The organism is Adhaeribacter terreus (assembly GCF_042657365.1).
GTDB lineage: Bacteria > Bacteroidota > Bacteroidia > Cytophagales > Hymenobacteraceae > Adhaeribacter_A > Adhaeribacter_A terreus.
In genome coordinates, this window is the sequence record NZ_JBHSKT010000003.1 from 249,191 (window position 1) to 262,508 (window position 13,318).

The following is a 13,318-nucleotide window of genomic DNA, read 5'->3' on the forward strand; positions in this document are numbered from 1 at the left end:
AAATTGCTTCTGTTTTCTGAATAAAGCCTGAAAAATATGGACTGCCGGTTATAAGAAACCGGGCAGAATTCGTTATAATTTAGTATTTTCGCGCATACCAAAATCTGTTGCATGTCGTTTTTGTTTCCTTTCCGCCCGGCAGTTTTCAGCCTCATTATCCTGGCGTTTTCCGGGCTTTTGTTCAGTTCCTGCAAACCTATGTGCCCAATTTCAAGCTGCGAAGTACGCATGGTGCATCGCCACGGCAAAGGCGAATTCCGGGGTTCTAAATGGTACAAAAAGCAGAACCCCAGAATCGGAGAGAAGCTGCCGAAACCAACCAAAGATGGCGTAGATCCGCATAACGACGAAAGCAAAATGCGCAAATAAAGTAGGCTAAACGCAGATTTTTAGCTAACTTGCCCTCTATTACAAAACAAAGATTTACCAAAACAAGCTATACCAAATTTTATGGCCGAAGGCGAACGAATAATACCCATCAATATTGAGGATGAAATGCGGGGCGCCTACATCGACTATTCGATGTCCGTAATCATTTCCCGTGCTCTTCCAGATGTCCGCGACGGACTGAAACCGGTTCACCGCCGCGTACTTTACGGAATGAGCGAATTGGGCGTTTCTTACAATAAAGCATATAAAAAATCAGCGCGTATCGTAGGAGAGGTGCTCGGTAAGTATCACCCGCACGGTGACTCTTCCGTTTACGAAACTATGGTGCGTATGGCCCAGGACTGGTCTTTACGCTACCCGTTAGTAGATGGTCAGGGTAACTTCGGTTCTATCGATGGTGACTCCGCGGCAGCGATGCGTTATACCGAAGCGCGCTTAAAAAGAATTGCTGACGAATTGCTGGCCGATCTTGAAAAAGATACAGTAGATTTTCAGCCGAACTTCGATGATTCCCTGGAAGAGCCAAGCGTGATGCCGGCTAAATTGCCAAACCTGCTTATAAACGGAACTTCCGGTATTGCAGTAGGTATGGCTACGAACATGGCGCCGCACAACTTAACCGAGGTAGTAAACGGCATTGTAGCTTACATCGATAACAACGATATTGAAATAAGCGAACTGATGCAGCATATTACTGCCCCGGATTTCCCGACCGGTGGTATCATTTACGGTTACGAAGGTGTTAGGTCAGCATTTGAAACGGGCCGCGGCCGCGTAATTCTGCGTGCGAAAGCTTCTTTCGAAACCACGCCAAGCGGCAAAGAGCAGATCATCGTTACGGAGATTCCTTACATGGTGAACAAAGCTGCCATGATCGAGAAAACTGCGGCGCTGATCAACGAGAAAAAAATAGAAGGTATTTCAGACTTACGCGATGAATCTGACCGCGACGGTTTGCGCATTGTGTACGACCTGAAACGCGATGCCATGCCAAACGTGGTGTTGAATAACCTCTTCAAATACACGCAGTTACAGTCTTCTTTCGGGGTAAACAACGTGGCGCTGGTAAAAGGCCGCCCAATGACCCTGAACCTGAAAGACCTGATCAAATATTTCGTAGAGCACCGCCACGAAGTGGTGATCCGCCGTACCGAATTTGAACTGGCGGAAGCCCGCAAACGCGCGCACATTTTAGAAGGTTTACTGATCGCGCTCGATAACCTGGACGAAGTAATTAACCTGATCCGTAGCTCACGCGACCCGGAAATTGCCCGTAATGGTTTAATTGAACGCTTCAATCTGTCTGATATTCAGGCCCGTGCTATTCTGGATATGCGTTTGCAGCGCCTTACCGGTCTGGAGCGCGACAAGATCCAGAAAGAGTATGAAGAGATAATGGCGCTGATTGACCGTTTAACCGAGATTCTGGGTAGTGAAGAAATCCGGATGCAGATCATTAAAGATGAGCTGAAAGAGATCCAGGATCGCTATGGCGATGGTCGTCGTACTTCCATAGAAATGTCTTCTGCTGATTTCAGCATGGAAGATATGATTCCGGATGAGCACATGGTTATTACCATTTCGCACGAAGGTTATATTAAACGTACGGCCCTGGTTGAATACCGGAGCCAGAGTAGAGGAGGAGTTGGTTCGCGTGGGGTTTCTACCTCCAAAGAAACCGACTTTACTGAGCACTTATTCATAGCCAGTACCCATAATTATCTATTGTTATTTACAGAGCTGGGGCGTTTATTCTGGATGAAAGTTTACGAAGTTCCGGAAGGAGCGAAGACCTCAAAAGGCCGCGCCATTCAGAACCTGATCAATATTCCAAAGGACGATAAGATAAGGGCGGTACTAAACGTACACAACCTGAAGAACCCGGATTATATTTTAAATAACTATCTGATTTTCTGTACGGAACAAGGCGTTATTAAAAAGACTCCTTTAGAATCGTATTCCCGCCCAAGAACCAACGGTATCAACGCGATTACTATCAACGAAGGCGACCGCTTATTGGACGTACAAATGACCAGCGGTTCGGATGATATTGTGTTAGCATTGCGTTCTGGCCGTGCCGTTAGATTCAACGAAAGCAAAGTACGCTCCATGGGCCGTAATGCTGCCGGTGTACGTGGTGTAACGCTGGCTGACGAAACGGATAAAGTTGTGGGCATGGTTTGCATTCACAACGAACAGATGAACCTGCTGGTGGTTTCAGAAAAAGGTTACGGTAAACGTTCCCCGATCGATGAATACCGCATTACGAACCGCGGTGGTAAAGGCGTGAAAACCCTGAACATTACCGAAAAGACCGGTGCACTGGTGGCAATTCACGGCGTAGTAGATACTGACGATCTGATGATCATCAACAAATCTGGAATTACCATTCGTCTGCGTGTTGCTGATCTGCGGATTATTGGCCGTGCTACGCAGGGCGTACGTTTGCTGAAACTGAATGAAGGCGACGAAATTACTTCGGTTGCTAAAATTGATGTGGAAGATAAAGCCGAAGACGTGGAAGAAGCAGTTTTGGACCAGTCTGAACTGCCGGCTGAACAATCATTGAACCCTGAAGCAAATGATCCGGAACTTATAAATCCGGATGCGATTAGTGAAAATTAAAAAACGGTACGATTTTTAAGTATAAAACTCAACTAACCAACATAAATTAAAAATGAAAAAAGTTGTTTTGACTCTTGTTGCCGGTTTAAGCTTGCAGGTAGCTTTCGCTCAAAAGGCTATGCTTACCAGTGCTATTCTCGATTACCGCAACGGTCGTCTGGATAAAGCTAAAACGGAGATCGATCAGGCCAGCACCAACGAAAAGTCTGCGGCTATGGCTAAGACCTGGTTCTACAAAGGTGAAATTTACACCGGCCTGATGGAAAACCCGGTTTATAAGAAGAACGCACCAGCCGATGCTTCCAAAATTGCTTACGATGCTTACGATAAATACCTGAAAATGGAGCCGAACGGTGAATTTGCTAAAACAGCAACCACCAAACGCGATGGCCTTTACGGTGTTATCGTAAATGAAGGCGTAGCTTTTTACAACGATAAAATGTACGACAAAGCGCTGGAAACTTACATGACAGCTGCTCAGATGCGTCCGAACGATACCACTGCTTATGTTTATGCCGTTTATGCTGCCGAAGCAAAAGAAGATTACCCGAAAGCGAAAGAAACCTACCGTAAACTGATCAGTCTGAATCACAATCCGCTGGCTCATTACAAACGCATGATCGATATTACGCAGCAGGTTGAGAAAAATAACGCTGAAACGCTGAAGATCTTAGAAGAAGCCCGCGCTAAATTCCCGAATGACAAAGATTTAATGGTTTCTGAAGCCAGCCTTTTAATTTCATCGGGCCGTGGTAAAGAAGCTATTTCTAAACTGGATGCTGCAATTGCCGCAGAAACTGATCCGAAGAAAAAGTCGAACCTGTATGCTGTTTTAGGTACACTGCACGATCAGAACAAGAGCTCGGAAAATGCACTTGCAAACTACAAAAAAGCAGTTGAAGCAGATCCAACCAACTTCGATGCACAGTATAACTTAGGTGTTTACCAGTTCAACAAAGGTGCAGAGATCTATAACAAAACCACGAAAATGGATTATGCTACATACCAGAAGCAAGGTGCTAAATTAGAAGCCCAGGCCAAAGGCATGTTCCAGCAGGCACTTCCATATTTCGAGGCTGCGCACAAACTGGAACCAACTGACCGCGCAACCATGAGCTCACTTTCTCAGATCTATATGAAACTTGGCCGAATGGCTGACGTTGAGAAAATGAACAAAAAAATGGATGAAGCAAAAAAGAAGTAATTTCTGAAACTGCATAAAAAAAGGAAGCTCAAAAAGCTTCCTTTTTTTATTTCTGCAATTACAAAACGGTATCGTTTTTTACCTTATAAGTGCATCCGGTTAACTCTCCGGAAAACGCTATGGAAATGAGCCTGAAAACTGAAGCGTTTTATTTTACCGTTGCCGCGAGCGTTATGATATTTGCCTGTAAACCATTGCTGCGGTTATAGTGCCCGTAGCGCAATTCCAGCGTGTTTAAATGATTAATACCAAAAATGCCATTGGCGGAATTGAAACGTGCATTCAAACCACCGAAATTACTGTTGAATTCTGAAAGATCGTAATCTGAGGTGTAAAATGCTTCACTGGCCTGGTGCTGCCCAAAAGCCGCAAAATAATCGGCTGCCGTCTGGGTGAAATACCGATAAAAAGGACTGATGGAAAAAAACGGAGAAAACTTATACGGTACTTCCAGCTCCAGGGAATGCGCCCTGATGCCCCAATCGTCGGTATAGAAACGGTAAAAACTGCGAATAACGATTTTATCGCCCAGGAAATAATTGGCTCGTAAACCGACCGGTATTTTAAAGCGGCTTTCCGGCAAACGCTCTACGTTGTGCGTGCCATCGGTAAAATAAACCCGCTGGTATAAAGTGCCCAGTTGCCCCGATTGATATGCTACATCAGCTACCAAAGCCATTTGCAGTCTTTTATTAATTACCTGCAGTAGCGAGAAGGAACCGTTATACGTATTTCGGGGTTTGGTGCCACGGGCAGCGGGGTTTTCAATTCTGCCTTCCGGCGTTTCAAATCCGCGTAATTCCACCGGATAGATCACTTTCCATGAATCTATAAAGACGTTGAATTTCACACCTAATTCTCTGTTATTATCTTCGGAAAATTTGGAATAACTTACAAAAGCGCCGGAAGAAAAATAATCGTATTCGGTAGAAAATAAAAGCCCGGCACCTACGGTATAATGGTTAGGTTCATCGTGCATACTCCACGAAAGCGAAGGATAATACCGGGTATCGGCGCTTGATGCTGATGAAATGGTGGTTGAGTCAATTTTGTCGGAAGAGGCAGAAGTATAATGATCGATCCCCATTTCAAGCCCAAAAGTATGTAAACGCTGCTTTGAATCGGTGCGCAGGAAATTGAGTTGCAACGTATTTGCCAGGTCCGTTAAATGTTCATCGCCTTTTCCGCCGGTAACGGCAGAATTGTTCCCGTCCTGCACATAATAGCTCGACACAAAATCTACTTCATCCAGTTTTAGCTTTCGGGATTGATAAACAGCAGAATCAGGAGTCGGGCTTTGGGCAAAGCTGCAAACTATAGTGAGGTAAAAAGCAGTTGCACCCAGGAATAGTTTTTGCATGGTTTCTTATACCGTTTTAGTGCTTAGTTACATCCACATCCACCGCCCGTTTTACCGCCGTTCGCACCGGAAGCACCTTCGCGGTAAAGCATAAAATTCATTTCCGATTTCTGCGTTTTACGCGCCGAAAGGCTCATTTCCGAATCGTTTAGGTACATTTTGTTGTATTCCTTAACGGATTGGCAGGAGGGAAGGCAAACTAAAATGACTCCTGCAATCAGAAGGCTTATCTGACTTTTCATTTTGTTTCTGGTAGGTTTACGGTAATGTTGGCTGAAGTGAATACCCGGTCCTTATCATCGATATATACGCAGGCGATCTGTCTCATTTGGTTTATCAGTTCAAGGCCATTTTTCCGGCCCAGAACCAGCAGGGGTGTAGCCATAGCATCGGCAAGTTCCGCATTCGGGCAAATTACCGTTACACTTTTCAGCCCGGTAACCGGAAGCCCGGTTCTTGGGTTTATGGTGTGCGAATACCGTTTGCCGCCGATCATCACAAATTTTTCGTAATCGCCGGAAGTGGCAACGGCAGCGTTCGTAAGTTGAAACGAAGAAAAGGGCAGATGTATGGCATTCGGATCTGCAATACCGATTGTCCAGGGTTGGCCGTTTGGCTGATTTCCCCAAACGCAAAGGTCGCCAGCAGCATTTACCACGCCGCTTTTTATTCCCATTTTTACCAAAACGGCTTTCGCTTTTTCAGCGGCAAAACCTTTTCCAATTCCCCCAAAACCAATGCGCATGCCTTTTTCTTTCAAAAAAACGGTATGGTTTTCAGCGTCTAAAGTAATATTGCGGAAATTAACAAGTTTCACAGCCTGGCGGGCAATTTGCAGATCGGGGAGGGCCGTAAGCGAAGTATCGAAATTCCAGAGGCGTTTATCTACTGAACCGTACGTAATATCGAAAGCGCCCTGGGTTAATTCTGAGATGCGGATGGAGCGAGCAATCAGATCAAAAACTTCCTGATATACTTTTACCGGTTCAATTCCGGCCATGGCATTGATCTGTGCGGTCTGACTGGTTTCGGAAAAAGTGGTGAGTAGTTTTTCCAGCCGCTGCACTTCTGCAATGGCGGCATCGAGGCAGGTTTCGGCAAAAGCCGGATCATCATGCGCAATGCTGAATTCGAACCGGTTGCCCATGAGTTTTAGAACCCGTTTGTACAACGTAGTATCGGCAACAGGCAAAAGCAGATGAACACCCGACATTTTCCTGTTTACTTTTTAATCTGGTTGATCGCATCAACAAATTCTTCCGGTTTTAAACCCGGATTTCCTTCCCATTTTTTCAGCACTTTGCCATTTTCATCGAGCAATAAAGTAAGCGGAAATGTGCCGGCTTTGTTGTATTGATCGGCGAGGCCTTCGTTATGTTTGGTTTGTTCTTTACTGAGCTGGTTCTTTTTTAGCCGCGGAAAATCAGCATTTAATCGTACCAGGTTTGCATCGGCATATTTATCGAAAGATTCGCTTTCAAAAACTTCGCGGGTTAGTTTTATACATGGGCCACACCAGTCAGAACCGGAAAAATTAAGCAGAATAAGTTTATGAGAAGCTTTGGCTTCGGTTTTAGCTTTGTCAAAATTGGTAAGCCAATCCGGATTGGTAAAAATCAGCATTCCGGAAAGCAATATCATCAATAAGTTCATAAGGCAGTTTTTTGACTAAAATGTATAGCGTTTCATGTTCTCGATTAATAGATTCACAAGAAACAATATCTAAGAGTTCTATATTTAAACTGATTCGGTTGAGGAAAGATTCAGGATTAGGAGTAATTCTTTCAGGAGGGAATTATTTAATTTCTATTTATCATAATATAAATTATAAGACTTTTATTAAATTAAATTTACAGCCTTGGTAGCTGTTCCAGATTCCAATAAATTTCCATGCCAGCTTACATATGCTCATAAATCAGCAGTTTCTTTGGCCAAAATTTTTCCTGGCAGATTCGCTATCTATTGACCGTGAAATGGTGCGTTAAGGTAGAAAAAACGTCTTAGTTTGACCAACATTTCGGTGCGCGGAATTTTACCGGAAGATTTTCATTTGAGCTTTACCAATTCCCAACGAAAATGCCAGCCAGAATAAACCACCGGTAAAACCACTTAGTACATCGGAAAGAAAATGCTGTTTCAGGTAAATCCTGCTGAAACCGATACTCAGAACGAACGCCAGTAAAAAGATGGTAATCAGCGTATTGAGCCAATGTTTTTTGCTGAAAACCCAGCAAAAATATACGATCATTCCGTAAATGGCTAAACTCACCAGGGCGTGCCCGCTTGGGTAACTGCTTCGGATCGCAGCTTCGTGCAAAACTTCGGGCCTGGGCCGGTTAAAGTAAATTTTAAGTAAATAGGTTGCGGCAATACTTCCAATGGTAATCAGTGTTATCAGGAAAGCATAAGGCCTTAAAGCGGCATTGAACCGGGTAAAGATGAGTATGATCGCCGAAAGAAAAGCCATCCATTTCCAGGAGCCAAAAAAGGAAATAAATTCCATTGATCTTTGCAATTCGGGATGTTTATCAGGCTGCCATACGGTTACCAATTGCTTATCGAGGACCAGTAAAAAGGACGTGTCGTAGAAAATACTGTGGGTGATCTTCAGGAAAAAATAAAGCGAGGTCATTCCGGTGAAAATAATGATGCAGACCCCGGCATAAAAATACAGCCGTTTTAAAAGTAAAGACCAATTAAATTCAGGAAGTTTAACTTTCATGCTTCAAACCGATTCGGAAATTACTTTCGTACCCTCCTCTTTCTTACAAAACCTATTTTACGGGTTTTAGAAGCCTAAAGCATAGCGTTTTTAACAGAATTTTCCTGGGTTGAAAAGCAACGTTAAAGAAAATAACAGTCCGGTGATCTGTAATTTACACAGCTTTTAATTCAACGAAAAACGCTTAAATAAACCGGTTTGCCCGGGTCAATTCTTCGCGATATTGGAGCAGCATGCGGTTGCGGGAAATAAAACCTTTTAACCGGCCTTTTTTAAAAACCGGCAAATAACGCACGTTCAATTGGTCGAATTTCGCCATGATCTGAGCCGGTGGCTCATCGGTTTGAACGCTGGCCGGGGGCACTTCCATAATATCTTTTACCAGAATAGCATCGTAATTTGCCGCTACCGGCATTATTTTGCGGATCTCACTTACATTTATCAGCCCCACCAGCAGTTTATTTTCCCCAATTACCTGGATCATGTTCCGGTTAGAATTGCCATAAACTTCCAGCAATTCGCGGAACGACGCCCCTACCGGAATAACCGGAAAATCTTTTTCGATGAGCTGTTTTACGTTTATCTGGTTCAGGATTATCCGGTCGATCCGGAAAGATTTACGCATGTCGCTGGCCTGGTCAATTTTAAAGCTCAGGTTCTCTGAATAGTATTTGAGCAAGTAAGAAACCGCGCAAACCACCATAAGCGGTATAAATAACTGGTAACTCTGGGTAATTTCAGCAATCAGGAATATAGCCGTTACGGGGGCATTCATCACACAGGCAAACATCCCGGCCATACCCAGGAAAATATACGTTACGGCGCTCAGATCTGCTCCCGGTACCAGCTGGCTCATTATTTTATAAAATAAAAACCCCAGAAAACCGCCGGTAATTATGGATGGGGCAAAATAACCGCCTTCGCCGCCCGAGTTTACGCAAATACCAGTGCTGAGCGGTTTTACCAGCGTGAGCAGAAAAAAGAAAAATAAACTAAACCAGGTGCTGAACGGGATCTGGGCCAGCGGAGAACGGAACAAAAGCGATTTTTCACTTCCTTCTAAAAGAGCATCTATACTGGAATAGCCTTCGCCATACATAGCCGGCAAAAAGAAAATAACGCAGCCAAGTGCCAACCCTCCTGCCAAGGCCCGCAGATAAACGTTTTTGATCCGGGTAAAAAATTGCCGGCAAACATCATACGTTCTGGCCAGGTAGCGGGCGCCGATCATGGTTAAAATTCCCAGCATAATAACCAGCGGCAATTGATCGTAGGTAAAATCAGTAATGGGCGCGTCGAAACGGAGGTGATTACCCATAATAAATTCGAAAAGGATCTTACCGGTAGCCGCCGAAATCAATAATGGAATGAGTAAGGTAGGCGTAAATTCGGGCAAAACGGTTTCGAGGGCAAAAATAAAACCACCCATGGGCGCATTATAAACCGCCGAAATTCCTGCCGCAATGCCGCACCCGATCAATAACGTGCGTAGCCGGTAACCCAAGCCCAAAAGCTGCCCCACGTTAGAACCAATGGCTGAGCCGGAGGTAATAATCGCGGCCTCAACTCCGGAACTACCGCCAAAACCAATGGTAAGCCCGGTGGTTACAAATTTGGAGTACATGAGCCGGAAATTAATGATAGAGGCTTTGTTCTCGATGGCATCTACCACATTACGTGTACCCTGGAAACTGGAGATCTTTTTAAAAACGTGTTGATTCAGAAAAGTTACCACTAGAAAGCCAACCAGTGGAAAAAGGAAGAAAAAAGCTTTGGGTGAAAAATAAACTACGTAAAGCTCAATGTATGAAATAAGGGTTTTGATCAGGATAGCCGACAGTCCAACAATGGAACCTACCACCACGCTTAGAATAAATGGCAGCATGCGGTTATTACTCTGTTTTTTCCGCCATTTCAAAAATTTGCGCTGATATTTTTTGTAATAGCCCATGCTCTTATTCCTGCAGCTTGTTTATACTTAAAAAGCTTCCCTGGTTGTGAAGGCCTGCAGTTTAAATAAATTTCCGGAAAATATAACGGAATAAGAACTTTTAGTAAGGTTTAATTTAAATTAAGTGATAAATTAGGCTAGCACTTATCCCAAAACCACTTCTTCTTAATTATAGATAAATGCCTGATCTGTAAAACTGCAAATTTCAGGAACAAGAAAAATACTATTGAATTGTACTTGAGTTTTATGTCATTAAATGATACCGTTTTTAATCGTTTACTGGTAACAAATTGTTTGAGGCTAGTGAGCTATTATTGTCAGTTTTTTTTGTAGGGCTTGTTTAAAACCTTATCTGTTTCCAGGAATAATTCCGGAATTAAAAACCTTTTATTAAAAAATAGCTATTAAAGAGAAATTCCGTTTTGCTTCAAAAGCTGGCATTTCTTTTATGGACCAAACAGAATACTCCTCTCCTACTCCCAAAACCTACCGGCGACTCCGGTTAGTTTCCTTATTTTTCAGTGTATTGATTTTTTTAATTGCTTGTCTATCATTGATTGGGTGGCTTGCCGATCTCGAATTCCTGAAGCGTTTACGGCCTGATAGTGTTGCTATTAACCCCGTAGCTGCATTGGGGCTAGTTGCAGCTGGGCTGGCTTTATATCTGAAGCAGGAAAGGCATTTGAACCGCTATAACAAGCAGGCAGATATTCTGGCCTATTTCATGATCGGGTTGGGATTGCTGAGATTAATTGTACTGGTAATAAATATTAACTTTCCTTTCGACCAGTTACTTTTCAGCGATAAACTCTGGGAACCACGCTATAAATTATACAACAATATGCCGCCTAATACCGCTGTTAATTTTACTTTGCTGGGTTTGGCCCTGGTTTTAATCAATTACGAAACTCCTGGTGGAAGGCGGCCTTCGCAATACCTTGCTATTGTTTCCAGTACGCTGGCGCTGATTGCACTTTATGGTTACGTGTATGAAATTTCTTCCCTGTACACTGTTACAACCTTTATGCCCATGGCGCCACAGTTAGCAATCAGTTTCCTGCTATTAAGCGCCGGTATTTTATTTGCCCATCCCAATAAAGGATCTATGGCCATTGTGATCGGTGAAAGTTCCAGCCAGATCATTTTTATGCGGTTTCTGGCTATGGTTTTGCCGCTAATTTTTGGCTGGCTGAAATTACACGGCGAAAGAGCTGGATATTACACAAAGGAAACCGGAACAGCCATGTTTGCGGTATTGGCTTACGTTTTTGCGATGTACTTATTGGCCCGGCGTTCGGTTTTGCAGCATAAGATCCGGGAAACGAAACGAATTGCAATCGATAAAATTAAAGAGAACGAACGCAGACTGCAGGAAATCCTCGACCATTCGGGCGCCAATATCTCGCTTAAAACCCTGCTCGGGAAGTACACGCTCATTAATAAGCAATTTGAAAAAGATTTTGGCAGGGAATCCGGAAATGTGTTAGGCAAAACCGATTACGATCTGTTCCCCAAAGAAATTGCCCGCGAACTGAATCTCTACGATCACCAGATCATCAGAACCGGAAAACCGAAAAGCTTTGAAGAAAAATATCCCCAGGAAGATGGCATCCACACGTACATAACAGTAAAATTTCCGCTGGTTAATCAGGAGGGTAAAATATACGCGCTCGGTGCGGTTTCTACCGATATTACCCAACGCAAACTACTGGAAGAAGAACTCCAGAAAAGTGAAGAACGATATTCACTAGCCCTTAAAGGAACCAACGACGGGCTTTGGGACTGGGATATTGAAAACAACTACCTTTTTTTGTCTGCCCGCTGGAAAAACATGCTTGGCTACGAAGAAGATGAAATTCCCAATACTATTGAAGCCTGGGAAAACGAGATTCACCCTGACGAACGCGAAAAAATCATGGGAATTATTCAGAATTATTTTGACAAAAAGATACCGACTTACGAAGTTGAGATCCGGATGCGGCATAAAGATGGGTCTTACCGCTGGATGCTGGACCGCGGCATGGCACTCTGGGATAAGGATGGCAAACCTTATCGCATGGTTGGCTATCAAACCGACCTCACGGAACGGAAACGTCTGGAAGAAGAATTACGCAAAAGCCATCAGCGGTTATTTTCAGTTTTAGAAAACGTTGGCGAAGGCGTAATTGTGGTAGATAAAGACGGCAACCTGCTAATATTTAACCGGCGGGCCGAAGAAATTCTGGGAACCGGCGCCGTAAATGTACCGCTGGAAGAATGGCACCATACTTACGGTTTCTATAAATCTGAAGGACTTACATATTTTTCGCTGGAAGAAAATCCGCTTTTCAAAGCCTTAAAAGGTGAAACCGCCGACAACGTGGAAATGCTGGTGAAGAATTCTTATTTTAAGGAAGGAAAATGGATCGCGGTAACCGGACGGCCGGTAATTGATATTCATAATGATGTGATAGCTGGCGTGATCGTTTTTCGGGAAATTACGCTGCGTAAAAAGCTGGAAAAACGCTTCAACGAAAATGAAAAACGCCTGAAACTGATCCTGACCAGTATTGGCGAAGGCGTAATTATTATGAATGCGGAAGAACAAATATTGCTGTTCAACAAAAAAGCCGAAGAACTTTTGGGAACCGGACCATGGGATCTGCCGCTTAACCAGTGGCCGGAATTTTATGGCATTCACGAAGCCAATGGCTCCGCGCTTTTTCGACCTGAAAACCTACCGTTAGTTAAGGCGCTTCAGGGACATACGGAAGAAGGAATTGAAGTGCTGATCCGGAATAAACAATATCCTGAAGGCAGGAATATTTTTCTGAGTGGTAAACCCATGCGGGATAACAGCGGTAAGATTACGGGCGCAATTCTGGATCTGAAAGATATTACGGAGCAACGCAAACTTGAAGAATACCTGAAAGAAATTCAGGAACAGTTTTATGAGTTGTTAAATCAGCATAAGCCAATGAGATAGGTGAATTTAGGTCTTGAAACCTGAAACATGCAGAAATTTAACATGGAAGCATTTAAAAATGGCTGGTTTAACTTTTTGTTCGTAAAATTATACATAACTAT

The 13,318-nt window shown here is 43.6% G+C and carries 10 protein-coding genes; 4 read left to right on the forward strand and 6 right to left on the reverse strand.

Annotated features, from left to right (window positions below; genetic code table 11):
• Positions 1-111: 111 nt before the first annotated feature.
• The 3 genes from ACFPIB_RS06340 to ACFPIB_RS06350 all read left to right on the forward strand — a co-directional run bounded on the left by ACFPIB_RS06340 (position 112) and on the right by ACFPIB_RS06350 (position 4,219).
• Positions 112-369 (forward strand): hypothetical protein, encoded by a 258-nt coding sequence (locus ACFPIB_RS06340; protein ID WP_378016591.1) that lies wholly within the window; start codon positions 112-114, stop codon positions 367-369.
• Between the two features lie 81 nt (positions 370-450).
• Positions 451-3,015, forward strand: coding sequence for a DNA gyrase subunit A (gene gyrA / locus ACFPIB_RS06345; RefSeq protein ID WP_378016592.1), 2,565 nt, complete (start codon positions 451-453; stop codon positions 3,013-3,015).
• Positions 3,016-3,067: 52 nt separating this feature from the next.
• Positions 3,068-4,219 carry a tetratricopeptide repeat protein gene (locus ACFPIB_RS06350; protein WP_378016593.1) on the forward strand — a complete coding sequence of 384 codons (1,152 nt, stop codon included), beginning with the start codon at positions 3,068-3,070 and terminating at the stop codon, positions 4,217-4,219.
• A 148-nt stretch (positions 4,220-4,367) separates the two neighbouring features.
• Here the strand turns inward: ACFPIB_RS06350 and ACFPIB_RS06355 are convergent, their stop codons facing one another.
• From ACFPIB_RS06355 to ACFPIB_RS06380, 6 genes are all read right to left on the reverse strand, one after another.
• Positions 4,368-5,579 carry a DUF3570 domain-containing protein gene (locus ACFPIB_RS06355; RefSeq protein ID WP_378016594.1) on the reverse strand — a complete coding sequence of 404 codons (1,212 nt, stop codon included), beginning with the start codon at positions 5,577-5,579 and terminating at the stop codon, positions 4,368-4,370.
• A gap of 23 nt (positions 5,580-5,602) precedes the next feature.
• Positions 5,603-5,821 carry a DUF4266 domain-containing protein gene (locus tag ACFPIB_RS06360; RefSeq protein ID WP_378016595.1) on the reverse strand — a complete coding sequence of 73 codons (219 nt, stop codon included), beginning with the start codon at positions 5,819-5,821 and terminating at the stop codon, positions 5,603-5,605.
• Entirely contained in the window at positions 5,818-6,792 is a 975-nt protein-coding gene (locus ACFPIB_RS06365; RefSeq protein ID WP_378016596.1) for an FAD:protein FMN transferase, read from the reverse strand. The genes ACFPIB_RS06360 and ACFPIB_RS06365 overlap by 4 nt, the downstream gene beginning before the upstream one ends.
• 8 nt (positions 6,793-6,800) lie before the next feature.
• Positions 6,801-7,232, reverse strand: a complete 432-nt coding sequence (locus ACFPIB_RS06370; RefSeq protein WP_378016597.1) for a thioredoxin family protein — start codon at positions 7,230-7,232, stop codon at positions 6,801-6,803.
• A 379-nt stretch (positions 7,233-7,611) separates the two neighbouring features.
• Positions 7,612-8,211 (reverse strand): phosphatase PAP2 family protein, encoded by a 600-nt coding sequence (locus tag ACFPIB_RS06375; protein WP_378016598.1) that lies wholly within the window; start codon positions 8,209-8,211, stop codon positions 7,612-7,614.
• 274 nt (positions 8,212-8,485) lie between these two features.
• Positions 8,486-10,186, reverse strand: a complete 1,701-nt coding sequence (locus ACFPIB_RS06380; RefSeq protein ID WP_378016599.1) for a chloride channel protein — start codon at positions 10,184-10,186, stop codon at positions 8,486-8,488.
• A gap of 514 nt (positions 10,187-10,700) precedes the next feature.
• Here ACFPIB_RS06380 and ACFPIB_RS06385 point away from each other — a divergent pair.
• Positions 10,701-13,217: a PAS domain-containing protein gene (locus tag ACFPIB_RS06385; protein WP_378016600.1), complete on the forward strand. Its 2,517-nt coding sequence runs from the start codon at positions 10,701-10,703 to the stop codon at positions 13,215-13,217.
• The last annotated feature ends 101 nt before the right edge of the window (positions 13,218-13,318 follow it).